Genomic DNA, 23,495 nt, shown 5'->3' on the forward strand with positions numbered 1-23,495 from the left:
GCGTTGTCGAATCCAGACTTCCTGCACCATCGACAGTTTTCGGCACGCGCCGGGGGGACGTCCACGCAGCCTTTCTGTCAGGGAACCCTCGCCGGCGGTCTGTGCCTTTCGCAACCACGCCTGAACCGTCCGGACATGAACTCCTGCCACCTTCGCCAGTTCAACGCCACTCAGGCCCGACTGCTTCCGCAGTCGAAGCACCATCTTCCGCAGCGTATCTCGCCCCTCATAACCCAGCTTGCGCGCATCAATCTTTTCCATGCGGAAATCATACCGCAAACAGCCTATTTAAGGGCCGGGTTAATAACCACCAGCGCCAACGCAGAGTTTCCAATCGAACCGATCGGCACGAGGTCGGTCGCCGGATCGAACGTGAGTTTCGAAAACAGCGCACCGTTGCTCGCCAGCGTATTGGAGGCTGTGAGCAACGTCAGCCCGTCCGGCTTCGCGCGAACGACCAACTCGGACCCCAGGTTCGTCGAGGCACCCGGGCGGTTGTCCACGATGATCGTTTCGCCGAGAATCTCGGCCATTTTCCCGGTCACGGTCCGGGTTACGACATCGACACCCCCGCCAGCGGCATACGGCACGACAATGCGTACGAGATTGCCGTCCGCCGCGTGGGCCATCGAGATCAGCGAACTGCAAACGATCGCCTTGACCGCCGTACTTCTGTATAACCGCGAGAACGTGTTAAGAATCCACATGCTTATCCCCTTTCATGGCTGTGATGTTTTTGGAATCAGAGTTCGACCTACCAGGGCATGTTAGGATTCGCTGCTCTATATTGTCTAATACATTTTTTGTGCCTCAGCTATATGGTTATCAAATAGAAAAATGGATTTCCGTCAGCTCAGATATTTCGTCGCGGTAGCCGAGGAACTCAGTTTCAGCGCCGCCGCCCGCCGGTTGCACATCAGCCAGCCACCGCTCAGTCTGCAGATCCGCGCCATGGAGGAAGAACTCGGCGCCCAGCTCTTCAAACGCGACAGTCGCAAGGTCGAACTGACCAATGCCGGGGAACTTCTGCTGGACGGCGCCCGGAAAGCGCTGTCGCAACTGGATCGTGCCGGCGAGATCGTGCGACAGGCGGTGCGTGGCGAAGCCGGCGAACTGCGTGTCGCATTCACCGCTTCGGTTCCCATGTTCGAGGCCTTCCCGAGCATCCTGCAGAAGTACCGGGAAAGCCATCCTGCCGTGATTGCCGATCTCGTGCACATGTCGACGGCAGGCCAACTGCAGGCACTCGCCGACAAGACGATCGACGTCGGCTTCCTGCGCCCCTCTCCATTTTTCTATCCGCCGGCGGGGATTGCCGTCAAGGAGCTCTGGCAAGACAGGCTTGTTGCCGTGCTGCCGGTTTCGCATCCATTGGCCGTCATGAACACCCCGGTGCCGATGGAGTCGCTGGCACGCGAGGACTTCATCCTCTTCCCGCGCGGCCTGGGGTGCGGCCTGTTCGAGCACGTCAGCACCCTGGCCAGTCGCGCCGGTTTCGGCCCGCGAATCCGCCAGGAAGCGCGGGAGGGCACGACGATCCTCGGGCTGATCGCCGCCGGAATGGGTGTCTCGATCCTCCCGGAGATCTATACGCGGACGGGAATCCCGGGGGTGGCTTATCGGACGATCGACGCCGAGGGGACGGAGAGCCGCTTGCTGATCGCTTCGCGCAGCGATGACGACTCACCGCTGCTGAAGCATTTCCTGGCGTTCGCGGGCGAGTTCAGCACCATTTCCGACGGCTGAGGATTTTCTCTCGTGCCGTCGCTTTGTAGATGCGCCAACTTCGTCCCTGACTCAGGTTATTTCAACAGTACAAGAGCACGGTTCAGACGCCGGCAGCTTGCATCATCTGTGCCTTGATCAGCGGCTTGATCCCCCCACTGGAGAGGATGTTCAGCGTGTACTCTGAGAACGGCTCGGCCTGCGCCGTTGCGCCCGTCGTCACGTTGGTAACCACCCCGGTGCCGAACTCCACCTGCAGCACATCTCCCTTGCTGACCAACGCGCTGATTCCCTTGCAGACGATCAGCGGAATCCCGAGATTGATCGCGTTGCGATAAAAAATGCGAGCATACGAATCGGCAATGACCGCACCGACGCCGACGGCCTGCAGTGTCACCGCGGCATGTTCCCGGCTTGAGCCGCAACCGAAATTGCTCGACGCGACGACGATATCGCCGGCGACGAACTCCTTGACGAAGGAAGGATCGGCCCCTTCCATCGCGTGCTTGGCGAGGTCTTCCGCATCGGTCAGTTCGAGATAGCGGCCGGGATAGATCTGGTCGGTGTCGATGTTCGCCCCGAAAACGAAGGCCTTGCCCTTGATGATTTTTTCTTTCATTGACGCGTACTCCTCATTTACAGATAGGGGGTGGGGTCGGTGATCTTGCCTTCCAGCGCGGCAGCGGCCACGGCGGCCGGCGAACCAAGGAAGATCTTCGCGGCGCTGTGCCCCATGCGCCCCGGGAAGTTTCGGTTGGTCGTAGTGATGCAGGTTTCGCCCGAGGCAATCATCCCTTCATGCGTACCCAGACACGCCGCGCATCCGGGCGTAACGAAGGTGGCACCGGCATCGACGAGCGTCTGCACGTAACCCTTCTGCATCGCTTCGAGGAAGACGCCCTTGGACGCCGGCACGATCACGAAGCGCGAGCGAGGATTGATCTTCCTGCCATTGAGGATTTTCGCTGCGATGGCCAGGTCATCGGCCCGACCACCGGTGCAGGAACCGAGATAGGCCTGATCGATCGGTGTCCCGACGTACTGTGCCAGATCGAAGACGTTGTCGACGCTACTCGGGGCGGCCAGTTGTGGCTTGATCGTAGTGACATCGAAGGACAGTTCCTCGGCGTATTTGAAATCCGGATCGGTCGTGACGATCTCAAAGTCAGCGTTAACCTTGGCATCCACGTACGCCATCGTGATTTCGTCGGGCTGGATGTAGCAAGTCTTCGCGCCCATCTCGGTCGTCATGTTGCACAGCGCCATGCGCTCGGACATGCTGAACTGTTTGAGTACCGGCCCGGTGAATTCGATGGCCTTGTAGACGCCGTAATCGGCGCCCAGCTTGCCGATGATGTGCAGGATCACGTCCTTGGCATAGACGCCGTGCTGTACTGTGCCTTCGAGATTGATGCGGATGATTTCCGGCACGCGGAACCACAGTTTGCCGGTGGCCATGATGATTGCCAGATCTGTCGCACCCACGCCCGTACCGAAGGCACCGAAGGCCCCGTGCGTCGTCGTGTGCGAATCGGTGACGACCAGCAGTTGCCCGGGATACGCCAACCCCTTGTCGGCCAGGACCTGATGGCAAACCCCCTGATCGATGTCCATCAGCAGATCGATGCCCTGCTCCCAACAGAACTCGCGGAACTGTTTCTGGTTCGCCGCCTGCATGATCGACGAGGCCGGGGCGTAGTGATCGAGGAAGACGATCAGTTTTTTCGGATCGTAAACCCGCGTGCCGCCGATTTCGTGAAACGAGCGAATCGTTTGCAGATAGAGGTCGTTGACACCCGCGAGATCGACCTCGCAGTTGACGATTTCGCCGGTAACCACCTTGTCCTTGCCAGCGGCCCGAGACATGATTTTTTCAATTGCGTGCATTGCTTGCTCCTTGATTGCGTTACGTCTTACAGCATGAACATTTGAGCCAGCCAGGTGGCAAACAACCCACCCAGCGCCATCGGCAAACCGCTGATGCTCAACGTCTTCAGGCCCATGTTCATGTCGTACTCGTTCATCTTGGTGAATACCCAGAAGAAACTGTCATTGACATGGCAGATCAGGCGGGCACCCGCACCGGTGGCCAGGAAGATCAAAATCGGATCCATATTCAGTTGTGCGGCCATCGGAGCGCAGAGCGTAGCCGCGGTAATGACCGCGACCGTGCCAGAACCCTGAATGGCTTTGAGCAGGCCGGAAATAACGAACGGAATCAGGATGAACGGCAGGCCGCTCTGCGCCACGTAGTCCGCAACGGCATTCCCCGCCCCCGAGATCTTCAGGATCGCGCCAAGCGAACCACCGGCCGCGGTGATGAAGATGATCTGGCCGGACTCGGTTAGCGCCGCATCCATGATCTTCAGGACCTTTTCCTTGCCGATTCGCTTGCCGAGCATGACGATGGCCAATACCGTGCCGAGTGCCAGAGCGACGTTGGCATCGCCGATGAAAGCGAAGATCTGCGCCACCGGGTGCTTCTTGCCAAGGAGCATCGAACTCGTCGTATTGAGCAGGATCAGCACCATCGGGAACAGCAATGGAAACAGCGACGGCATCGTGCCCGGCATATCCTTCTCGCTGGTGACATCGGCCGGCGTATCCGTGCTGGTCGCGTGGTACTGATAGGCTTCCGGGTGCTTTCTGGCCACGTAGAACATCGCCCAGGCCCAGCCGAACAGCGTCATGAAGATCGCGGCGAACGAGCCATAGGCAATCGCACGGCCGATATCGATCTTCAGCAATCCGGCAACGGCCAATGGCCCGGGCGTCGGCGGAACGTAAACGTGTGTCGCCAAAAGACCCGCCGCCAGCGAGACCGCCAGCGCGGAAAACGCCACGCCGCTCTTGTTGGAAATCGCCTTGGCGAGCGGGGAAAGGATGACGTATCCGACGTCGCTGAACACCGGAATCGAGATCAGGTAACCGGCGATGGACATGGCGAACGGCGACTTCTTCTGCCCGAGCATCCGGACGCAATCGACCGCCAGCCGACGCGCCCCGCCGGAATCTTCCAGATACTTTCCGAGCATCACGCCGAAGATGATGATGATGCCAATGCTGCTCAGGGTTTTCCCGAACCCTTCGGTAATTCCCTTGACGACGGCAACGCCTTCCATGCCGGACAAAAGACCGATGGTTACCGCGCCGACAAGCAGTGCCACAAAGGCACTGATGCGCAGCTTGATCGCGAGAAACAGTAGAACGACGAGGCCAATTCCAAAGGCCATTATGGATGACATATAACCCTCCTTGTGTGATGGAAAAATCCGACAGTTGCTTAGCAATGACCATGCCAAACAAAAAACACACATATAAACAGCATGTTACAAGCAATCATCCGAGATGCCGAAGAGCTAATGTTCCATATCGTTTCACACACGTACCATAAAGTTTCAATCATGCAATAATTCAGCGCCCCCACCCAACATAAGCTCATCGCAAAGAGAATCTTCAATGACGAAAATTACATTTCTTGCCCCGGCAGAACGCCTTCTTGACGAGGCACGCTGTGCTCTTGAAGGCAACGACAAGGATATTGATTTTTCTGTCGGGCTACTGAGCGAGGGAGTCCGCGTTGTTTCATCGCTCGTTTCACGAGGCACCGAGATCGTCATCAGTCGAGGCGGAACCGCCTCAGCGATTCGCGATTCAGGACAGGACGCAATCGTTGTCGACATCCCTGTTACCGGGTTCGACATTATTCGGGCTATCGAAAAGGCAAAATGCCATGGAACCCACATCGCCGCCGTGGCGTTCCCGGCGATGATCAGGGGAATCGAAAGTCTGATTTCCGCTTTGGGAATTGACCTGAGACTTTATCCCCTGGAGTCCGAGCATGAAGTCGAAGATCAGGTCAAGCAGGCGCTTAGTGACGGGGCCGATGTCGTTGTCGGTGGCTATGTCACGCTCCTTGCCACGCAAAAATTCGGCTATCCGGCCGAATTGATCGAGAGCGGCCGTGAGGGAATCATCCAGGCCGTCGCGGAGGCGCGGCGAATCGCCCATGCGCGAAACATCGAAAAGGCGAAAGCGGAAGTGTTCCGCGCCGTGCTCGACTACTCCTACGACGGAATTCTCTCCGTCGATCAAACAACCCGAATCTCCGTCTTCAACCCCGTTGCCGAGCGGATCACCGGTTTGCGCAGCAGCGAGGTAATGGGACGAAAAATTGCCGACGTATGGCCGACTCTGCGCATCCAGAACGTCATCGCGACCGGCCAGGAGGATCTCGGCCAGATCCTCAGCATCAACGACACGGACGTGCTGTGCAACACGGTGCCCATCCTCGTCAACGAGCAGTGCGTCGGCGTCATCGTCACCTTTCAGGACGTCGCGCAAATCCAGAAGGTGGAAGCCCAGGTTCGCCAACGCATTTACGCGACTGGGCACGTTGCCCGTTTCACCTTCGCCGACATCGTGACCCGGAACGAAGATGTCCGGCGCACGATCGAAATCGCCAAGGATTACTCGTTGGCCGATTCGTCGATCCTGATCATTGGAGAAACCGGTTGCGGCAAGGAGTTGTTCGCGCAAAGCTGCCATAGCTACAGCCGATGCAAAGACGGGCCGTTTGTGGCCATCAACTGCGCAGCTTTGCCCGGCCAGATTCTGGAAAGCGAGCTATTCGGTTACGTGGGTGGCGCGTTCACCGGCGCCAGCCAGAAAGGAAAGCCGGGCGTGTTCGAGATGGCGCACGGTGGCACCCTATTTCTCGACGAGATTGGCGAAATCGAATTCACGACACAAGGAAAGCTGCTCCGCGTCCTGCAGGAAAAAAAGGTCATGCGCCTCGGTAGCGACAAGCTGATTCCAATCGACGTCCGCGTCATCGCCGCCACCAACAAGAACCTTAAAAAACTCGTCGACCAGAACGCATTTCGCGCCGACCTGTACTATCGTCTGAACGTACTTCAACTTCGCCTCCAACCCCTGCGTTCTCGCAAACAGGACATCGGCGCACTCGCAGAAGCATTTCTTCAGGAGCACGCGACCGACCGGCGAAAGAGGTTGTCGCCGAGTGCGGTGAATGCTCTGGAGAGTTACGACTGGCCTGGGAACATCAGAGAGCTGAGAAATATCGTCCAGCGCCTGATGGTCTCGTGCAAGCAGCAAAGCATCAGCGCCGACGCGGTCAAACTGGCGCTGGCAGATCTGGAGGAGCCGGTTGAGTACGCACCGGAGACATTGGCTGGCTATGACGAAATCGCCGAGATCAGAAACGCCCTGGCCAAAGCCAGAGGAAAATACACCCTGGCTGCCGAAATACTGGGAATCGGACGAACCACCTTGTGGCGAAAAATGCGGCAGCATGGCTTGAAATAAGGGTGGCAGCGACGAAACGCCACCCTTGCTCATGCGCCTGCCGCGCCCGCCCCTGATCGATCAGAGCACTTCGACCTGCAGCCACTATCCATCTCTGGGCCGCCGGGTGGTCCGGTCGGAGCGATTGCCGTTACGTACTGGTTTTATCATTGAACAAAAAGTGAGCGCCGGAAGAGGCATGCAGGTGCACACCCCTTCCGGCTCACAGGAGTCGCTTCCCGGCCCCCACCGGGAAGCGGCCCGTCCCCAAACCCGGAGTATTTCAACAACACATTCCTGCCCCCCACTGCGAAGCAGGGGCCGTGCTGGCAAACCTTCAAGGCCTTGAGCGAACAATCACCCCAGGCGAGAGATGAAGTAGCCCGCGCAGACAGCCGTTCCGATAACACCTGCAACGTTCGGTCCCATCGCATGCATCAGCAGGAAGTTGCCCTTGTCGTACTTGGCCCCGACCACCTGGGAGACACGCGCCGCCATCGGCACGGCGGAAACCCCGGCAGATCCGATCAGCGGGTTGATCGGGTTGCTCGGCGACAGCTTGTTCATCAGCTTGGCCAGCAACACACCACCCGCCGTAGACACGGCAAACGCGATAACCCCGATACAGATGATCATCAGCGTTTTCGGGCTGAGGAAGTTCGCCGCGTCCATGGTCAGACCGACCGAGGTACCCAGGAAAATCGTCACGATATTGATGATTTCATTCTGGGACGCCTTGGTCAGACGCTCGACAACCCCCGACTCACGCATGATGTTGCCCAGCATCAGCATGGCGACCAGCGGCGAAGCCGGCGGAACGACCAGACACACGATCACCATGACCACGATGGCAAACATGATCCGCTCGAGCTTGCCGACCGGGCGAAGCGTCTTCATGCGAATCTTCCGCTCGGCATCGGTGGTCAAGGCCGTCATGATCGGCGGCTGAATCAACGGCACCAGCGACATGTAGGTGTACGCCGCCACCGCGATCGGGCCAATCAGGTGAGCCGCCAGCTTGTTCGCCGTGAAGATCGAGGTCGGACCATCTGCACCACCGATGATGCCGATAGAGGCACCTTCGCCCGGCGTGAACACGCCGCTGACAACCGCAACGAACATCGTCGCAAATATGCCGACTTGCGCAGCCGCCCCGAGGAACAGAGTTCGCGGGTTGGCGATCAGCGGACCGAAGTCGGTCAGCGCCCCCACACCGAGAAAGATGATCGGCGGGAAGAGCTCCAGGTGAATCCCCTGCGAGATGTAGTAATACAGCCCGCCCGGAACGTGCACCAGGTTATCGACGAACGGCTCGTTCAACACCCCCATGGTCGGGATGTTGGCCAGGAGCGCACCGAAGGTGATCGGCAGCAACAGCAGCGGTTCATACTGCTTGACGATGGCGCAATAGAAGAGGACGGCGCAAACCGCCCACATCATGACCATCCCACCGGTGATCTGCGAGAACCCGGTGGTGGTGGTCATCATGATCCAGAATTGTTCAAAAATCCCAGTCATGGCGACCTCAGCTCAGCTGAACCAGAACCTGCCCCTCGGAAACGGCATCACCTTCCTTGACCAGAATCGCGGACACGGTTCCCGCTGCAGGCGCATAGATCGGCGATTCCATCTTCATGGCTTCGAGCACGACGAGTTCCTGATCGGCAGCGACCTGCTCACCCACGGCGACGCGAATCTTGAACACGGTTCCCGGCATCGGGCAGACAACGGCACCAGCCCCAGCAGCAACAGGAGCAGCGGCTACCGGAGCCGGCGCGGGAGCGGGGGCCGGCGCTGCAACAGGCGCGGCCGCAACAGGCGCCGGAGCAGGCGCAGCGGCGGCAGGAGCGGCTACCGGAGCAGCAGCGCCATCAGCGACTTCGACACAAACATCGTAGGTTTTGCCTTCCAGCGTGATTCTGAGCTTTTTCATGATTAATTTTCCTTTTGACTGAAATCGGAATGAATACTCAAACCGAGCTTCCCGTGGGGCGGAACGAAACGACAGAAGCGGACGAACCGAACATCTCGTGCGCCACGGCCGTCAGCAATACGAGAATTTTTTCCTGGCCAAGGCCGCCAGGAGCCACTATCGGCGCACTGGCCACGGGTGCAGCACCCACCGACTTGGCCGCGACCGGCATGGTTTTGCCGTAATACTGAGCAGGCAGAAAAGTCTTCAGACACCAGGACAGCAAGATGCTAATGCCCGTAATCGCCCCAAGGACGACGAAGACCACCAGCAAGCCCGTCGCCTGGAACTCGACGATCTCTCCCATCGTCGGCTTCTCTGAAAAGGGTGACTTTTTTGCCGGTACCTGCGTGGTCGCAACGGTCGCTTGTGCCTCGCCGGTCTGGGCTGCCGCCACACCTTCTGCGCTGGCAAGAATCAGGACATTTGACTGCAAAGAATTCATGGTAGGTTGTTTCCCGTTAATGAAATTCAGTGAAACAAAGAGGTAACACCACGCCGTGGAAGAAGAGTCGTACCCAATGCTGAACGCACCAGGCACGCAGCCGCTTAGAGCGTCTCGACCCGCAGATGGTAGGACTTGCCCTCGACGCTGAGGTTGTAGGCAACGACGCTGCCCGGCGCTGCCGAGACCACGGCGGCAGGCGCTGCGGCAACGGGCGCTGCCGGCGCCGGTGCGGCAGCCGGTGCAGGGGCCGGAGCCGCAGGCGCCGCGGCCGGCGCCGGCTTCTTCTTCGGCACGGAGACCTTGAAGTTGCCCTTGAGGAAGTCCAGGCCCTTGTTGCCACCCTTGGTCGCCAGCGCACCGATGATGAAAATGTTTTCGTCGGTCACCGGCAGCCCGTTTTCTTCCAGCACCTTCTTGGCCTTCGGGATGCCCGGCTCAAGGCCCTTGATCGGGTCGCCGGTGAATACCGGTTTCTTCATCTGCTCGGAGGCGATCTTGACGATCTCGGGATCGGGGGCGACCGGGGTCTTGCCGAAGTAGCCGAGGACCATGTTGCCGTAGCCTTCGGTGATCTTCTTCCACGGGCCGAGCATCACGTTGGCGTAGGCCTGCTGGAAGTAGAACTGGGAGACCGGGGTGACCGAGGTGCCGAAGCCGCCGCGGGCGACGCATTCGGCCATGGCCTTGATGACTTCCGGATACTTATGGAAGGTCTTGTTCTCGCGCATCATCAGGGTGTTGGCGGTCAGCGCACCACCCGGCATCGGGCTGAAGATGACTTCGGTATCGATCCCCAGGGCTTCCGGCGGGAATTCGTAGTCGCTCAGGCATTCCTTGGCGACTTCGTTGGCTTCCATGACCTTGTCGACGTCGATGTCGAGGGTGTACTCGGTACCCTTCAGCGCATGCCAGACGGAGAACAGGTCGGGCTGGGCGGTGCCGCCGGAGAGCGGGGCGCGGCCGACGCAGATGCCATCGCAGCCGGCTTCGATGGCGGCGATGTACTGGGCGACGCCGGTACCGCAGGTGTCGTGGGTGTGCATGCGCAACTCGACCTTGTCGCCGAGCAGCTTGCGGGCCTGCTTGAAGGTCTCATAGACCTTGCGCGGGTTGGAGGTGCCGGAGGCGTCCTTGAAGCAGACGCTGGAGAAGGGCACGCCGGAGTCGAGGATGTCGCGCAGGGTCTTGGTGTAGAACTCCGGGTCGTGCGCGCCGGAGCAGCCGCGCGGGAGTTCCATCAGGGTGACGACGACTTCGTGTTCGAGGCCGGCGTTGGCGATGCACTGGCCGGAGTAGATGAGGTTGTTGACGTCGTTGAGCGCGTCGAAGTTGCGGATGCGGGTCATGCCGTGCTTCTTGAACATCTTGGCATGCAGGTCGATCATGTCGGCCGGCTGCTGCTCAAGCGCGACGACGTTGATCCCCCGGGCGAGGGTCTGCAGACGGACGTCCGGGCCGACGGCCTTGCGGAAGGCGTCCATCATGTCGAAAGCCGATTCGCCGCAGTAAAGGAACGGTGACTGGAAACGTGCACCGCCGCCAGCTTCGAAGTGGGTGATGCCCGCCGCCACCGCGGCTTCCACGGCCGGAATGAAATCCTTGGTCAGGGCCCGCGCACCGAAGATGGACTGGAAGCCATCACGGAAACTGGTGTCCTGGAAAAGTATCTTCTTGCTCATGATGAGGATCCGAATTAGAGAAGTGCTGATTTATTGAAGACTCGTCATTCCAGCGCAGGCGGGATTCCAGAAAAATCGACGAACTGGACCTCGGCCTTTGCCTGGGTGACGAATATTTCGGCGTTTCCTTCGGGGCTATCCGCGCGGATTGACCGCAAGCGCCTCGGCCACCGAATTGCCATGAGCCTGAATCAGTTCGATCACCAGCCCTTCCGGCAACTGCAACCAGTGGTGCCCTTTCGGCGTCTCGCGTGCTCCCCAGGCGGTTACTGCGCGAATCGCCTCCTCGAGATTTTCAGTCACGACGCCGATATGGCCGACCAGGCTGGTCGTTTCGGCCCCTTCCCCCTGCGCCACAAGCTGGATTCCGCCAACGGTCCAGGCTTGCTGCGGCGAGTCCTCGGGACCTTGCACACGGTAAACGGGCATGCCGAGCGCCTCATCGAAAAAGCGGATATGCCACAGCACATCCTTGACGTGAATGGCTACGTGCTCCACGTACGATCGATTTGTGTGAGTCAAAGGAAAACCCTCCATTTTTCAGAAAATGAATCAGGCGACGAGCGAGGCAATCGACTTGCCGACATCGCTCGTCGTGGCGTTACCGCCCATATCCGGCGTGCGCGCCCCCTCGGCAAGGACCGTTTCGATGGCGCGGAGCAGTTCGCCCCCGGCCTCATGACAGCCGAGGTGTTCGAGCATCATCGCCCCGGCCCAGATCTGCCCGACGGGGTTGGCTATACCCTTGCCGAAGATGTCCGGCGCCGAGCCATGCACCGGCTCGAACAGCGACGGGAATTTGCGGTCCGGGTTGAGGTTGGCCGACGGCGCGATGCCGATGGTCCCGGTGCACGCCGGCCCCAGATCGGAGAGGATGTCGCCGAACAGGTTGGAGGCGACCACGACGTCGAACCAGTCCGGACGCCGGACGAAGTTGGCGGTCAGGATGTCGATGTGGAACTTGTCGGTGCGGACGTCGGGATATTCCCTGGCAATCTCGGCGAAGCGCTCGTCCCAGTAAGGCATGGAGATCGAGATGCCGTTCGACTTGGTCGCCGACGTCAGGTGCTTCGCCGGGCGCTTCGACGCGAGTTCGAAGGCGAAGCGGATCACGCGATCGACCCCGATGCGGGTAAAGACGCTCTCCTGCACGACGAATTCCCGCTCGGTGCCCTCGAACATCTTCCCGCCGACGCTGGAATATTCGCCTTCGGTGTTCTCGCGGACGATGTAGAAATCGATGTCACCGGGCTTGCGTCCCGCCAGCGGCGACGGCACGCCGGGCATCAGCCGCGCCGGGCGAAGATTGACGTACTGATCGAACTCGCGCCGGAACTTGAGCAGCGAACCCCACAGCGAGATGTGGTCGGGCACCTTCTCGGGCCAGCCGACGGCGCCGAAATAGATCGCGTCATGGTTGCGAATCAGCGCCTTCCAGTTGTCCGGCATCATCGCGCCGTGTTTCAGGTAGTAGTCGCAGTCCCAGTCGAACTCGTCCCAGACGAACCGGATGCCATGCTTGCCGGCAATGGCGTCGAGGCAGCGGATCCCCTCGGGCATGACCTCCTTGCCGATTCCGTCGCCGGCAATCACGGCGATTTTCAACTCCTTCATCGTTCCTTCCTCTCAAATAAAAGCGCGATCATCCGGACAGACGATCGCGCTCACTCAGTACGTCAAACGATCCATGCCCGCAAGCGACGGTGCTATTTCAGCGCCGTCGGCAACCACATCGTAATCGAAGGAATGTAGGTGAGAACCAGCTGGCACACAACCAGAACACCGATAAAGCTGATGACTGCCCGCGACAGACTGGTCATCGACACTTTGGCGATGCTCGACGCGACGAACAGGTCGACACCGACCGGCGGGGTGATGCAGCCGATTGCCAGGTTCGTGACCATGATCACGCCGAAGAAGACCGGATCAATGCCCAGCTTGACCACGATGGGAACGAGTATCGGTGTCAGGATGGTGATCGCCGCCGAGGCATTCAGCAAAACGCCGACGATGAACAACAAAACGTTGATCAGCATCAGGAACACGATCGGGTTGGTCGTCAGGCTGATGAAGTACGCCGCCAGTTGCGCCGGGAACTGCTCGCGGGTGATAACCCAGCTGAACAGCCCCGCGGCGTTCATGATGAACATGACGACCGCGGTTCCGATCACGGTGCTCTCGAAGATCTTCGGCAGGTGCGAGATCTTCAGATCCCGGTAGATGACGAAGCCCACGATCAAGCCGTAGACGACAGCGACAACCGCCGCTTCCGTCGCCGTGAAGATGCCGCCGTAGATCCCGCCGAGGATGATGACCGGCATCAGCAGCCCCCAGCTGGCTTCGCGGAAGGTTTTCCAGACGTTGGCGCCGCCCTTGAATTTCTCGCCGCCGTAACCCGCTTTCTTCGACTTGTAATAGATGAGGAAGCACAGCGAGATGCCCATGATCAGCCCCGGCACGACGCCGGCGAGGAACATGTCGCCGATCGACACGCCGGCGATGACGCCATAGACGACCATCGGCACGCTCGGCGGGATGATGATCCCGGTTTCCCCCGCCGCCGCGATGATCGCCGCGGAGAAGCTTTTGTCGTAGCCACGCTTCTCCATTTCGGGGAACAGCACACCGCCGACTGCTGCCGTCGTAGCTGCAGACGAACCGGAAATGGCCGAGAAGAAGACGCCGGTGATCTGCGCGACGATGCCGAGGCCGCCGGTCAGCCAGCCGAACAGCGAATCGGCGAACAGGACCAGCCGCTTCGATACCCCGCCTTGCGACATGCACGATCCGGCCATGATGAAGAACGGAATGGCCATCAACGGGAACGAATCGTTCGAGGCCAGCATCCGTTGCACGACGATGGTCAGCGGCAGATCCGAGTACCAGATCGACAATGCTGTCGACAGCCCCAACGCGACGGCAATCGGCACGTTGAGCAGGAGCAGGACGCCCAGCGCAATAAACAAGAGTGTGACAGTCATTTCCCTATGCCCCCTTCACCGATTCGTTGCCCCTGGCGACGAACAGGTCGTCCAGGACATTCTTTATCTCGCAGATGAACAGCACAATCGCCGACAGCGGCACCGCCAGATAGACGTAGCCCATCGGCAATTCCAGCGCCGCCGATTCCTGATCCATCGTCTCGCCGACCATCTCGAAGCCGTACCAGATCAGCATCCCGTAGAAGACGAGGCTGAGCACGCAGGCCAGGACCTTCGCCGGCTTGGCCATGCTGGCCGGCAGCCTCTCGACGAGGATTTCAACGCCGATATGCGAGCGTGTCCGCAGCGCCAGCGCCGAGCCCATGGCGACCGACCAGATGAACATGTAGCGCGCCAGTTCCTCGGAAAAACTGAGTGACTCGCCGAGAACGTAGCGGTAAATAACCTGCAGAAAAATCATCACCGTCATGACGACGGCGGTGGAAACACCGCACCATTTCGCACAGGCGACGGTGATGTTGGTAAGTGTGTCGATAAATTTCATTGCCCCTCCGCTGAAAAAAGGGCGATCCGGAGACCGCCCCTCTCAAGCTTCAACCCTGTTATTTGGTGTCCTTGATCTTCTGGATCAGATCCTTGCCAATCTTGTCGGCGAACAGATCCCACACCGGCATCATCTTTTCCTGGAACGCCGCGATTTGCTGCGGTGTCAGCCTGGTGACGGTCATGCCCTTTTCCTCGAGCTTGCCGACGTATTCCTTGTCCATCTTCGCCGACAGTTCGCGGTTGAATTTCTTCGCTTCGGCGCTCGCCTTCAGGATCTCTTCCTGATACTTGGCCGGGATCTTCTTCCACGAGGCAAGGCTGAAGACGACAGCTTCCGGCGAATAGGTATGGCCGCTCAGGGTCGCGTACTTCTGCACCTCGTAGAAGCGCGAGGTGTAGATCTGCCCCAGCGGGTTTTCCTGCCCGTCGACCACCTTGGTCTGCAGGCCGGTGAACAGTTCGCCGCGCGCCATCGGAGTCGGGTTGGCGCCGAGCGCCTTGAACATCTCGATGTACATCTTGTTTTCCATCACGCGGATCTTGACGCCCTTCATGTCGTCAGGCGTCACGATCGGGCGAACGTTGTTGGTGATGTTGCGGAAGCCGTTCTCCCAGGTGTCGATCACCTTCATCTTCTTCTTTTCGTCGCCGGCGTAGATTTCCTTGGCGAGCGGACCGTCGACGACCTTGTAGACGTGTTCGCTGTCGCGGAACATGAACGGCAGTTCGATCACCTGCGTCTTCGGCAGGAAGCTCGACAGCACCGCCGCCGTCGTCAGCGTGATGTCGACCGAGCCGAGTTGCAACCCTTCGAGCAGTTCACGCTGACCACCGAGCAGGCTGTTCGGGAAGATCTGGATCTCCACCGCGCCGTTGGTGTTCTTCTTGACCAGCTCGGCGAACTTCTCCGCAGCCTGGTGATACGGCTCATCGGTCGGCGCGACATGGCCGAACTTGAGTTTGATCGTGTCCTCCGCAGAGGCCGGGAACGCCAGCGACAGCGCGCTGACGGCGAGAAGCGAGGAAATGACGAGTTTTTTCATGGTTTGTAACCCTCCTTATTTGATGAATCCAACTTGGCTGTAGATCTTTTCCAGAATCGGTTCCTTCTTGGCGTTGAATTCCGCCTTGTTCTTTTCAATCAGGTTGTTGCCCTGCGTGTCGATGGAGATGATCAGCGGGCCTAGTTCCTTGACGCGATTGACCCACAGGGTTTCCGGCATGCCGAGGTCCTGCCACTCGGCGCGCTCGATCTCCTCGACCTGGGTCGCCGCCAGCACCGCGCAGCCGCCGGGGAAGATGGCATGCACGGCCTTGTGCTTCTTGCAGCCTTCCTCGGTCAGCGGCCCCATGCCGCCCTTGCCGACGATCAGCTTGACGCCGGTCTGCTCGATGAACTCGCGCTCGAATTTCTCCATGCGCATGCTGGTCGTCGGGCCGATCGACACCATCTCGAACTTGCCGTCGTCGAGCTTGCGCACGATCGGCCCGGCGTGGAAGATCGCCCCGCCCTTCAGGTCAACCGGCAACTCGCGCTTCAGTTCGATCAACCGGCGATGCGCGACATCGCGGCAGGTGACGATATGACCGGTGAGATAGACGACGTCGCCGACCCGCAAATCCTCGAGATCCTCGTCCTTGATCGGTGTGGTAAGTACTTTCTTGCTCACAGTTTGGCTCCTTCATGCGTCAGGACTTCGTAGGACATGTCGGCGTTGATGCGGATGCGCCCGCGCCGGTGCGCCCAGCAGCCCGTATTGACGGCCACGCCGATCGTCGAGGGGTGGCGGGCAGACGCCTCGATGTTCACGCCCATCACGCTGTCGGTGCCGGTCAGCCCCTGCGGGCCGATACCCATCTCGTTCAGTCCATCCTCGAGGAGCTTTTCCATCTTCGCGGCGTTCAGATCGGCGTTATGCGAACCGACCGGCCGCATCAGCGCCTTCTTGGAAAGCCGCGCTGCGGTTTCGACGGCGGTAGATACGCCGACGCCAACCAGCAGCGGCGGGCAGGCATTGACGCCGCGCGAGGAAATGACGTTGAAGACGAATTCGGCAACGCCTTCATAGCCCTGCCCCGGCATCAGCACCGTGGCCGAGCCCGGCAGAGTGCAGCCGCCACCGGCCATGTACACGTCGATCGTCACGCCGTCGTCGTCCGGCACGATTTCCCAGTCCAGCCAGGGAACCTTCGTCCCGGTGTTCGTCCCGGTGTTCTTCTCGACGAACGTTTCCACCGCGTTGTGCCGCAGCGGTGCCTTCTGTGTGGCTTCGCGCGTGGCTTCGGCGAGGATGTCGCCGAGTTCGCCGAGCAGCGGGAACTTCGCCCCCGCGGTGACGAAGTACTGGATGACGCCGGTATCCTGACAGCTCGGCCGGTCGAGCCGGTTGGCGGCATCCTGGTTTTCGGCCATCGACAGATAGATCGCCTTGGCCAGCGGTTTGGTTTCCTTCGCGCGAAGTTCCGCGAGCTTCTTTTCGACATCGGTCGGCAGATGCTTGCCGATGTAGGCGGTGAACTTCGCCATGGTGTCAGTCAATGACTGAACGGCTGCTTGCTTTTCCAATTTCCACTCTCCTGACAACACCCTTGCGGGCGACGTGGGTAATTTATATAGTTCCAACCCGGACATAAATACCGATTTTGGCAAACCATATGTTCCACACAGGAAAATATGAAACTACGCTCCGACCTTTCCTTCTTTTCCACGCTGGTGAAGAGCGGCAGCCTTTCCGCCGCGGCCCAGGAGTTCAACGTCACCCCGTCGGCGGCCAGCAAATGGCTGGCACAGCTCGAAGAACGGCTGGGCGTCCGTCTGATCGCGCGTAACACGCGGCGCTTCAGCCTGACGCAGGAAGGGGAAATCTATCTCGCCGAGGGGCAGCGCATCCTCAGCGAAATCGACGATCTGGAGCACGCCATCTCAAGCAGCCACGGGGTTCCTATCGGACTGCTGAAGATTCAGGCGACCTTCGGCTTCGGCCGCAGCTTCATCGCCCCGGCCATCTCGGAATTCTCGCGCCAGTACCCGGACCTCGAAATCCAGTTGCTGCTGTCGGACCGACCCGCCAGCCTCGCCGATGGCGACATCGACGTCAGCGTGCGCTTCGGTCCGCCGCCGGACAGCCGGGTCATGGCACGCAAGATCGCCAACCATCGCCGGCGCATCTTCGCCTCGCCGATCTATCTGAAGGATCGTCCACTCCCGCTGACCCCGGACGATCTCGCGCACCACAACTGCCTGATCGTTCGCCAGGACGACGTCGCCTACGGACAATGGCACTTCACCAAGGCACGGAAGACACAGAGCGTGAAGGTGCGCGGAAATCTCAGCAGCAACGACGGCGGCGCGGTACTGACCTGGGCTCTGGAGGGACACGGAATCATCATGCGCTCCGAATGGGACGCCGCCCCCTTCGTGCAGGATGGGAAATTGACAATCCTGCTCGACGATTACGAGCTTCCACCGGCGGACATCTACGCGGTCTATCCCCAGAAACGCAACCTGCCGGCCAAAGTGCGTGTTTTTGTCGACTTCCTCGCCACGCGCTTCGAACACGGAGTCATTCAAACACGCGCCCGGTGGTAGCCCCCCGTGGAAACCAGCTTTTCCGCGTTGTCAGCCTGTTGGACATACGCTGGATGCTCGGCACAGGAGAATAACGACGCCTTCAGGACTCGCTCTTCGCCACCTTGGGCAGACGCAGCAGACTGGTCAATTCCATGCCGCCGATAATCCGCAGGTTGTTTTCCCGGGCAAAACGGCGGGCGTTCTCGGAGACGATGCCGACGGCAATATAGACTGCCTCGTGCGCTTCCTGCTTCTCGCGCTGTTTCACCAGCTCGCGCAACGGTTCAACGCCGTGATTCGCCGCCTTCCAGCGTTTTCCGGACACCAGCGTAACGCGCCCCGCTTTCTCCAGGCGAAAGTCCGCCTCGCCGGCGAGACGCGTCACCGCGAACCCTTCACGCTGAAACGCGCTTTCCAGCACGGCGGCGAATTCGCGCCAGGACATCGCCGAAACCGCCTCGACGGTTGCCTCGATTTTTCCTGCGCCGGGCAGCCGCAGCTGCTTCCACGCGGCCATGCATCCGATCACCACAAACGGAATGCAGATAGACAGCGCCGGCACGACATAGCGACTCGGGGAAAACAGCCGCACGGCCAGCCCCAGCATCAGCGCAATGGCAAAACTCAGCCACCACGGCGAGCGCAGCAGGACGGCGAAAAGCGACTTGTCGGACATTTTCAGGCGCATCGGATAACTCTCTCTCGTTCAAACGCTCTCTTGCTCGCCGGCACCTTTCTTCATCGCCTTGCCCTCGGCCGCGCGCTGCTTGCGCACTTCCTTCGGATCGGCAATCAGCGGCCGGTAGATTTCGACCCGGTCGCGGTCGCGCAGCACAGCATCCGGCTTGGTCAGCTTGGCGAACACGCCGAGTTTGTTCTTGGCGAGATCGATCTCGGGGTATTTCTCCAACAGACCGGAGGCCTCGATCGCCTGGCGCACCGTCGTTCCCGACGCCACCTTGACGGCGACGAGTTCCTGCTTTGCCGGCAGCGCATAAACCACTTCGACGCGAATCTGTTCACTCATGCGACTTCCCATAAACCTGATCGGCACGCTTCACGAATGCCTCGACGAACGTATTGGTGATCTGGCTAAATAGCGGACCGATGATCTTCTCGAACAACTTGCTGGAAAAATCGTAGGACAACTGGAACTCGACCTTGCAGGCGTTCTCAGCCAGCGGTTTGAAGCGCCAGCCGCCCTCCAGTCGGCGAAACGGCCCGTCGACCAGTTTCATGCCCATCCAGGTCGGGCTTTCCTTGGCGTTTTCGGTCGTGAAATGCGACTTGATGGCGTGAAAACTGATGTGCAGCGTCGCCACGGTTCGCTTGTCGTCACGAAAATCGACCCGTGTTTCGCTGCACCACGGCAGGAATTTAGGATAACTCTCGATATCCTCGACGAGATCGAACATCTGCTGCGCCGAACGCTCGATCAATACCGATTTTTCAACAAGGGGCATTCTCGGCCACGTCCATCGAATCCTGTAGAATCGGCGATTCTAGCATCCTCGCCGCACGATCCAACGGAAACACATCATGAGCATCGTCAATAACAAAAAAGCCTTCCACGACTATTTCATCGAAGAGCAGTTCGAGGCCGGAATCATGCTCGAAGGCTGGGAAATCAAGGCGATCCGCGCCGGTCGCGCGAACATCAAGGAATCCTACGTGATCGTCCGCGACGGCGAAGTTTTCATCTTCGGCATGCACATCACGCCGCTCACGCAGGCGTCCACGCACATCAAGCCCGACCCGATCCGCACCCGCAAGCTGCTGCTGCATGCCGCGCAGATCAGCAAACTGATCGGCAAAGTCGAACGCGCCGGCTTCACGCTGATGCCGCTGGACCTGCATTACCAGCGCGGCCGGGTCAAGGTTCAGATCGGCCTCGCCAAGGGCAAGAAACTGCACGACAAGCGCGAGGCCGAGAAGGATCGCGACTGGGACCGCGAAAAAGCGCGGCTGATGCGAACGAAGGTGTAGGACGAATCAGCGCAAGCGCTGCCTGACAGTCTCGAACAGGCAGACGGCCGCCGCGGCCGCCACATTGAGCGATTCGACCTGGCCGGGCATCGGTATGCGAATTCTCCGGCGAGCGGTTTCCATTACCTCCGGACGGACGCCCTGCCCCTCACTGCCGAACACCCAGGCGACAGGGCTTCTCAATTCCAGCGCGTAGAGCACGTCATCCGCATCGAGCGCGGTGACGATCGACTCGCCGCGGAAACCAGCGAGAAAAGCCACCAGGTCGCAACCTTCGTGGATGTCCAGGAAGAAATGCGCTCCCATCGCCGCGCGCAGCACCTTCGGCGACCAAGCCTGCGCACAATCGGCCGACAACACCACCTGCCGCAATCCGGCCGCCGCCGCCGAGCGCAGGATCGAACCGAGGTTACCCGGATCCTGAACCCCGTCGAGCACCAGCGTATCGACGTCCGGTTTCGGCATCGCAGAACAGCCAGGAAGCGCGGCCACTGCCATGACTCCGCTCGGCGTATCGACGACTGCCAGTTCGCCGAACAGCGCATCGGCGAGCACAGTTACTGACGAATCGACGGCGACTTCCGCGAGGAAACGTGCGATTTCGCCCCGGGCAAGCCCGCTCTCGCTGACCACTATTTCCTGCGGCAGGCCGAATCGCTCGACGTGCGCCTCGATCAGATGCATGCCATCAAGGACGATACGCCCGGCCTTGCGCCGCTCGCGCCCGCTCTGGCAAAGCTTCTTCAGTTCGCGGAAATGCGCGTTGTCGCGTGAAGCGATGCGCTTCATAGCAAGGTCAACTGGGCAACCGGCGCGTAGCTGCGCCGATGCACACGACTCGGCCCGTGTTCACGTAGCGCCTGTAAATGAAACGCTGTCGGGTAGCCCATGTGCCGGTCGAAGCCGTACATCGGGAACTCCGCATGCAGCAGCAGCATGCCGGCATCGCGTACCGTTTTTGCCAGAATCGACGCGGCCGCAATAGACGCCACCTTGCCGTCGCCGCCGACGATCGCCTCGGTAGGACAATCGAGCGCCGGACAGCGATTGCCATCGATCAACGCTTTCTCCGGCCGCAGCGAGAGAGACTCAACCGCGCGACGCATCGCCAGGAAGCTGGCTTGCAGGATGTTGATGCGATCGATTTCATCGACGCTGGCCTCGGCAACAGCCCAGGCCAAGGCCTGTTCCCGGATAGCCACAGCCAGTGCCTCGCGACGCTTTGCCGACAGTTTCTTGGAGTCGTTCAGTCCATCGATCGGCCGCTGCGGATCGAGAATGACCGCCGCCGCGACCACCGGCCCGGCCAGCGGCCCGCGGCCGGCTTCGTCGACGCCACAGACGAGCCCCTCAGGCAGCAGCAGCGACGGCATCTTTTCGCACCTCGGCGGGCAGGCAATCCAGAACCGCACAGGCGGCCTTCTCGGCGGTGTTCTGCCGGAGTTGCAGATGGATGTCGCGGAACACCTCCCCGATACGAGCGCAGGTCTCCTTGTCACCCAGATAGTTGAGCAGCGCCTGCGCCAAGTTTTCCGGCGTCGCATCGTCCTGAATGAACTCGGGAACAACGAAGCGTCCGGCGAGAATGTTCGGCAGACCGACATACGGCAAATAGCCCATCCGCCGCATCAGGCGATGGCTGAGCGACGCCATCTTGTAGGCGATGACCATCGGCCGCTTGAGCAACGCCGCCTCGAGCGTGGCAGTGCCGCTGGCCACGAGAACGACGTCGGCGGCGGCCATCGCCTCGTGCGCATGTCCGAACAACATCCGGACCGGAAGATCACGCGCGTTGCAGCGGTAAAGCGCCGTCTCGAACAGCAGTCGTGTTTCGCGCGTGGCCATCGGCACCAGGAACAGCGCGTCCGGTTGTTTTTCGTGAATCCGCTTCGCCGTCTCGATGAACGTGTCGGCCATGTGCTCGAGTTCGGACTGACGACTCCCCGGCAACAAGGCGAACACAGGCAGTTGCGGAGAAAGATCGAGGAGTTCCCGCGCGGCGCCGCGCGCATCGTCGACGGGCAACATGTCGGCCAACGGATGTCCGACATAGGTAACGGGAATCCCCTCCTTTTCGTACAGCGCCGGCTCGAAGGGAAACAACGCCAGGATCCGGGAGACCGACGCGCCGATCTTGTGGATCCGCTTGCCCCGCCAGGCCCAAATCGACGGACTGACATAGTGGATGGCCGGCACGCCGCGTTGCTTGAGCGCTTTTTCCAGCCACAGATTGAAATCTGGCGCATCGACGCCAATGAATACATCAGGCGGATCGGCCAGCAGGCGACGTTTCAGGTCCTTGCGGATACCGGAAATCTCCCGATAACGCCGCAGAACCTCCACATACCCCATTACGGAAAGCTTTTCGAGGGGATACCAGGCCCGAAAGCCCTGCCCTTCCATCTTCGGCCCGCCAATGCCGAAAAATTCGGCATTCGGCAGCTTCGCCCGAAGAGCGCGAATCAGATGACTCGCCAGTTGGTCGCCGGACGCTTCGCCAGCCACCATGGCGATGCGTACCGCCCGGGAAGTCATCGAATGATGCCGCGCTTCGAAACCGCCAGAAAATCGAGGATCAGTTGGACTTCCGGATGCGTCTTGGCATCCTCTTCCAGCTTGGCGCGGGCCTCTTCGAGCATCAGGCCAGACTTGTACAAGGTTCGGTAGGCGCGCTTCAAGGCCATCAGCGCCTCGGGCGAGAAGCCCCGCCGCTTAAGTCCCTCGGCATTGATCCCGTACGGGCTTGCCGAATTGCCCGCGGCCATCACGTAGGGCGGCACATCCTGCAGGACGACCGTTCCGACGGCGGTCATCGTATGCGATCCGACCCGGCAGAACTGATGCACACCGGTATAGCCGCCAAGAATCGCCCAGTCGTCAACATGCACGTGCCCGGCCAGCTGCGAGTTGTTGGCGAAGATCGTACGGTTACCGACCTGGCAATCGTGGGCGATATGCACGTAGGCCATGATCCAGTTGTCGCTGCCGATGCGCGTCACGCCAGCGTCCTGGGCGGTGCCGAGGTTGAACGTGCAGAACTCGCGGATGGTGTTGCGATCACCGATCTCCAGGCGGGTCGGCTCGCCGGCGTACTTCTTGTCCTGCGGCACCTCGCCGATCGAGGAAAACTGGAAAATCCGGTTGTCGCAGCCGATCCGGGTGTGCCCGGAGATCACGACATGCGGGCCGATCGTCGTGTTGTCACCGATCTCGACATGCTCGCCGATGATCGAGTACGGACCGACGCTCACGCCGGCGCCCAGCTTCGCGCCGGGATGAATGATTGCCGTGGGATGAATCATCTGGCTGCCCCGAACGC

At 60.2% G+C, this 23,495-nt stretch carries 27 protein-coding genes; 4 read left to right on the plus strand and 23 right to left on the minus strand.

Annotation, left to right across the window (positions count from 1 at the left end; genetic code table 11):
• Together BO74_RS12665 and BO74_RS12670 are read right to left on the minus strand one after the other, a co-directional pair.
• On the minus strand, positions 1–261 hold a 261-nt coding region (locus BO74_RS12665; protein WP_496442733.1), incomplete at its 3' end, for a helix-turn-helix domain-containing protein.
• 23 nt (positions 262–284) lie between these two features.
• On the minus strand, positions 285–707 hold the full coding sequence (locus BO74_RS12670; protein ID WP_496442734.1) for a tripartite tricarboxylate transporter substrate-binding protein: 423 nt from the start codon (positions 705–707) through the stop codon (positions 285–287).
• 130 nt (positions 708–837) lie between these two features.
• Here BO74_RS12670 and BO74_RS12675 point away from each other — a divergent pair, with 130 nt between their 5' ends.
• A complete protein-coding gene (locus BO74_RS12675) occupies positions 838–1,746 on the plus strand; it encodes a LysR family transcriptional regulator (protein WP_496442735.1) in 909 nt (302 codons plus the stop codon).
• An 82-nt stretch (positions 1,747–1,828) separates the two neighbouring features.
• On the opposite strand, the gene BO74_RS12680 is transcribed toward BO74_RS12675, so the two are convergent.
• The 3 genes from BO74_RS12680 to BO74_RS12690 are packed head-to-tail and all read right to left on the minus strand — an operon-like array spanning position 1,829 to position 4,970.
• Positions 1,829–2,344: a 3-isopropylmalate dehydratase small subunit gene (locus tag BO74_RS12680; RefSeq protein WP_496442736.1), complete on the minus strand. Its 516-nt coding sequence runs from the start codon at positions 2,342–2,344 to the stop codon at positions 1,829–1,831.
• Between the two features lie 17 nt (positions 2,345–2,361).
• Positions 2,362–3,612 carry a 3-isopropylmalate dehydratase large subunit gene (locus BO74_RS12685; RefSeq protein WP_496442737.1) on the minus strand — a complete coding sequence of 417 codons (1,251 nt, stop codon included), beginning with the start codon at positions 3,610–3,612 and terminating at the stop codon, positions 2,362–2,364.
• A gap of 26 nt (positions 3,613–3,638) precedes the next feature.
• Positions 3,639–4,970 carry a GntP family permease gene (locus BO74_RS12690; RefSeq protein ID WP_496442738.1) on the minus strand — a complete coding sequence of 444 codons (1,332 nt, stop codon included), beginning with the start codon at positions 4,968–4,970 and terminating at the stop codon, positions 3,639–3,641.
• A gap of 214 nt (positions 4,971–5,184) precedes the next feature.
• On the opposite strand from BO74_RS12690, the gene BO74_RS12695 reads away from it, so the two are divergent.
• A complete protein-coding gene (locus tag BO74_RS12695) occupies positions 5,185–7,053 on the plus strand; it encodes a sigma 54-interacting transcriptional regulator (protein ID WP_496442739.1) in 1,869 nt (622 codons plus the stop codon).
• 336 nt (positions 7,054–7,389) lie between these two features.
• Here the strand turns inward: BO74_RS12695 and BO74_RS12700 are convergent, their stop codons facing one another.
• The 11 genes from BO74_RS12700 to ttdA form a co-directional block, all read right to left on the minus strand.
• A complete protein-coding gene (locus BO74_RS12700) occupies positions 7,390–8,550 on the minus strand; it encodes a sodium ion-translocating decarboxylase subunit beta (RefSeq protein ID WP_496442740.1) in 1,161 nt (386 codons plus the stop codon).
• Between the two features lie 7 nt (positions 8,551–8,557).
• Positions 8,558–8,965: an acyl-CoA carboxylase biotin carboxyl carrier protein subunit gene (locus BO74_RS12705; RefSeq protein ID WP_496442741.1), complete on the minus strand. Its 408-nt coding sequence runs from the start codon at positions 8,963–8,965 to the stop codon at positions 8,558–8,560.
• A 37-nt stretch (positions 8,966–9,002) separates the two neighbouring features.
• The gene (locus tag BO74_RS12710) at positions 9,003–9,449 is read right to left on the minus strand and encodes a hypothetical protein (protein ID WP_496442742.1); all 447 of its coding nucleotides are present in this window, start codon (positions 9,447–9,449) and stop codon (positions 9,003–9,005) included.
• A gap of 104 nt (positions 9,450–9,553) precedes the next feature.
• Entirely contained in the window at positions 9,554–11,131 is a 1,578-nt protein-coding gene (locus BO74_RS12715) for a hydroxymethylglutaryl-CoA lyase-like TIM-barrel protein (RefSeq protein ID WP_496442743.1), read from the minus strand.
• Positions 11,132–11,266: 135 nt separating this feature from the next.
• Positions 11,267–11,653, minus strand: a complete 387-nt coding sequence (locus tag BO74_RS12720; protein ID WP_496442744.1) for a VOC family protein — start codon at positions 11,651–11,653, stop codon at positions 11,267–11,269.
• A gap of 30 nt (positions 11,654–11,683) precedes the next feature.
• Entirely contained in the window at positions 11,684–12,745 is a 1,062-nt protein-coding gene (locus BO74_RS12725; RefSeq protein WP_496442745.1) for a tartrate dehydrogenase, read from the minus strand.
• Between the two features lie 92 nt (positions 12,746–12,837).
• Positions 12,838–14,112, minus strand: coding sequence for a TRAP transporter large permease (locus BO74_RS12730; RefSeq protein ID WP_496442746.1), 1,275 nt, complete (start codon positions 14,110–14,112; stop codon positions 12,838–12,840).
• 4 nt (positions 14,113–14,116) lie between these two features.
• Complete coding sequence (locus BO74_RS12735) at positions 14,117–14,617, minus strand: TRAP transporter small permease (protein WP_496442747.1); 501 nt, start codon at positions 14,615–14,617, stop codon at positions 14,117–14,119.
• A 58-nt stretch (positions 14,618–14,675) separates the two neighbouring features.
• Positions 14,676–15,662, minus strand: a complete 987-nt coding sequence (locus BO74_RS12740; protein WP_496442748.1) for a TRAP transporter substrate-binding protein — start codon at positions 15,660–15,662, stop codon at positions 14,676–14,678.
• A gap of 15 nt (positions 15,663–15,677) precedes the next feature.
• Positions 15,678–16,289: a L(+)-tartrate dehydratase subunit beta gene (gene ttdB, locus BO74_RS12745; RefSeq protein ID WP_496442749.1), complete on the minus strand. Its 612-nt coding sequence runs from the start codon at positions 16,287–16,289 to the stop codon at positions 15,678–15,680.
• Positions 16,286–17,185 carry a L(+)-tartrate dehydratase subunit alpha gene (gene ttdA / locus BO74_RS12750; protein WP_496442750.1) on the minus strand — a complete coding sequence of 300 codons (900 nt, stop codon included), beginning with the start codon at positions 17,183–17,185 and terminating at the stop codon, positions 16,286–16,288. The genes ttdB and ttdA overlap by 4 nt, the downstream gene beginning before the upstream one ends.
• 108 nt (positions 17,186–17,293) lie before the next feature.
• Here ttdA and BO74_RS12755 point away from each other — a divergent pair, with 108 nt between their 5' ends.
• Positions 17,294–18,208, plus strand: a complete 915-nt coding sequence (locus tag BO74_RS12755; protein ID WP_496442751.1) for a LysR family transcriptional regulator — start codon at positions 17,294–17,296, stop codon at positions 18,206–18,208.
• Between the two features lie 82 nt (positions 18,209–18,290).
• Here BO74_RS12755 and BO74_RS12760 read toward each other — a convergent pair whose 3' ends face one another.
• From BO74_RS12760 to BO74_RS12770, 3 genes are read right to left on the minus strand one after another with little or no spacing between them, the layout of a single operon-like run.
• Positions 18,291–18,878, minus strand: coding sequence for a restriction endonuclease (locus BO74_RS12760; protein ID WP_496442752.1), 588 nt, complete (start codon positions 18,876–18,878; stop codon positions 18,291–18,293).
• An 18-nt stretch (positions 18,879–18,896) separates the two neighbouring features.
• Complete coding sequence (locus BO74_RS12765; RefSeq protein WP_496442753.1) at positions 18,897–19,217, minus strand: RnfH family protein; 321 nt, start codon at positions 19,215–19,217, stop codon at positions 18,897–18,899.
• Complete coding sequence (locus tag BO74_RS12770) at positions 19,210–19,653, minus strand: type II toxin-antitoxin system RatA family toxin (protein ID WP_496442754.1); 444 nt, start codon at positions 19,651–19,653, stop codon at positions 19,210–19,212. Before BO74_RS12770 ends, BO74_RS12765 begins: the two co-directional genes overlap by 8 nt.
• 76 nt (positions 19,654–19,729) lie before the next feature.
• Between BO74_RS12770 and smpB the strand changes: the two genes are divergently transcribed.
• Positions 19,730–20,176 carry an SsrA-binding protein SmpB gene (gene smpB / locus BO74_RS12775; RefSeq protein ID WP_496442755.1) on the plus strand — a complete coding sequence of 149 codons (447 nt, stop codon included), beginning with the start codon at positions 19,730–19,732 and terminating at the stop codon, positions 20,174–20,176.
• 6 nt (positions 20,177–20,182) lie between these two features.
• Here the strand turns inward: smpB and BO74_RS12780 are convergent, their stop codons facing one another.
• Genes BO74_RS12780 through lpxA form a run of 4 tightly spaced genes read right to left on the minus strand, consistent with a single transcriptional unit; the run spans position 20,183 to position 23,478 of the window.
• Positions 20,183–20,965, minus strand: coding sequence for a TrmH family RNA methyltransferase (locus BO74_RS12780; RefSeq protein ID WP_496442756.1), 783 nt, complete (start codon positions 20,963–20,965; stop codon positions 20,183–20,185).
• Positions 20,962–21,549, minus strand: a complete 588-nt coding sequence (rnhB, locus tag BO74_RS12785) for a ribonuclease HII (RefSeq protein WP_496442757.1) — start codon at positions 21,547–21,549, stop codon at positions 20,962–20,964. Before rnhB ends, BO74_RS12780 begins: the two co-directional genes overlap by 4 nt.
• Positions 21,527–22,711, minus strand: coding sequence for a lipid-A-disaccharide synthase (gene lpxB / locus BO74_RS12790; protein WP_496442758.1), 1,185 nt, complete (start codon positions 22,709–22,711; stop codon positions 21,527–21,529). Before lpxB ends, rnhB begins: the two co-directional genes overlap by 23 nt.
• Positions 22,708–23,478, minus strand: a complete 771-nt coding sequence (lpxA, locus tag BO74_RS12795) for an acyl-ACP--UDP-N-acetylglucosamine O-acyltransferase (RefSeq protein ID WP_496442759.1) — start codon at positions 23,476–23,478, stop codon at positions 22,708–22,710. Before lpxA ends, lpxB begins: the two co-directional genes overlap by 4 nt.
• Positions 23,479–23,495: the final 17 nt, after the last annotated feature.

It is taken from the genome of Propionivibrio pelophilus DSM 12018, assembly GCF_059569095.1.

What these genes read in the sequence shown, in the direction of transcription:
- BO74_RS12685 (WP_496442737.1), bottom strand. Translation starts at nt 3,612, where the DNA reads ATGCACGCAATTGAAAAAATCATGTCTCGGGCCGCTGGCAAGGACAAG.
- BO74_RS12700 (WP_496442740.1), bottom strand. Translation starts at nt 8,550, where the DNA reads ATGACTGGGATTTTTGAACAATTCTGGATCATGATGACCACCACCACC.
- BO74_RS12730 (WP_496442746.1), bottom strand. Translation starts at nt 14,112, where the DNA reads ATGACTGTCACACTCTTGTTTATTGCGCTGGGCGTCCTGCTCCTGCTC.
- rnhB (WP_496442757.1), bottom strand. Translation starts at nt 21,549, where the DNA reads ATGCCGTCGCTGCTGCTGCCTGAGGGGCTCGTCTGTGGCGTCGACGAA.
- BO74_RS12740 (WP_496442748.1), bottom strand. Translation starts at nt 15,662, where the DNA reads ATGAAAAAACTCGTCATTTCCTCGCTTCTCGCCGTCAGCGCGCTGTCG.
- BO74_RS12760 (WP_496442752.1), bottom strand. Translation starts at nt 18,878, where the DNA reads ATGCGCCTGAAAATGTCCGACAAGTCGCTTTTCGCCGTCCTGCTGCGC.
- lpxB (WP_496442758.1), bottom strand. Translation starts at nt 22,711, where the DNA reads ATGACTTCCCGGGCGGTACGCATCGCCATGGTGGCTGGCGAAGCGTCC.
- BO74_RS12680 (WP_496442736.1), bottom strand. Translation starts at nt 2,344, where the DNA reads ATGAAAGAAAAAATCATCAAGGGCAAGGCCTTCGTTTTCGGGGCGAAC.
- BO74_RS12705 (WP_496442741.1), bottom strand. Translation starts at nt 8,965, where the DNA reads ATGAAAAAGCTCAGAATCACGCTGGAAGGCAAAACCTACGATGTTTGT.
- BO74_RS12690 (WP_496442738.1), bottom strand. Translation starts at nt 4,970, where the DNA reads ATGTCATCCATAATGGCCTTTGGAATTGGCCTCGTCGTTCTACTGTTT.
- BO74_RS12715 (WP_496442743.1), bottom strand. Translation starts at nt 11,131, where the DNA reads ATGAGCAAGAAGATACTTTTCCAGGACACCAGTTTCCGTGATGGCTTC.
- BO74_RS12725 (WP_496442745.1), bottom strand. Translation starts at nt 12,745, where the DNA reads ATGAAGGAGTTGAAAATCGCCGTGATTGCCGGCGACGGAATCGGCAAG.
- BO74_RS12765 (WP_496442753.1), bottom strand. Translation starts at nt 19,217, where the DNA reads ATGAGTGAACAGATTCGCGTCGAAGTGGTTTATGCGCTGCCGGCAAAG.
- BO74_RS12770 (WP_496442754.1), bottom strand. Translation starts at nt 19,653, where the DNA reads ATGCCCCTTGTTGAAAAATCGGTATTGATCGAGCGTTCGGCGCAGCAG.
- lpxA (WP_496442759.1), bottom strand. Translation starts at nt 23,478, where the DNA reads ATGATTCATCCCACGGCAATCATTCATCCCGGCGCGAAGCTGGGCGCC.
- smpB (WP_496442755.1), top strand. Translation starts at nt 19,730, where the DNA reads ATGAGCATCGTCAATAACAAAAAAGCCTTCCACGACTATTTCATCGAA.
- BO74_RS12735 (WP_496442747.1), bottom strand. Translation starts at nt 14,617, where the DNA reads ATGAAATTTATCGACACACTTACCAACATCACCGTCGCCTGTGCGAAA.
- BO74_RS12695 (WP_496442739.1), top strand. Translation starts at nt 5,185, where the DNA reads ATGACGAAAATTACATTTCTTGCCCCGGCAGAACGCCTTCTTGACGAG.
- BO74_RS12670 (WP_496442734.1), bottom strand. Translation starts at nt 707, where the DNA reads ATGTGGATTCTTAACACGTTCTCGCGGTTATACAGAAGTACGGCGGTC.
- BO74_RS12755 (WP_496442751.1), top strand. Translation starts at nt 17,294, where the DNA reads ATGAAACTACGCTCCGACCTTTCCTTCTTTTCCACGCTGGTGAAGAGC.
- BO74_RS12780 (WP_496442756.1), bottom strand. Translation starts at nt 20,965, where the DNA reads ATGAAGCGCATCGCTTCACGCGACAACGCGCATTTCCGCGAACTGAAG.
- BO74_RS12710 (WP_496442742.1), bottom strand. Translation starts at nt 9,449, where the DNA reads ATGAATTCTTTGCAGTCAAATGTCCTGATTCTTGCCAGCGCAGAAGGT.
- BO74_RS12675 (WP_496442735.1), top strand. Translation starts at nt 838, where the DNA reads ATGGATTTCCGTCAGCTCAGATATTTCGTCGCGGTAGCCGAGGAACTC.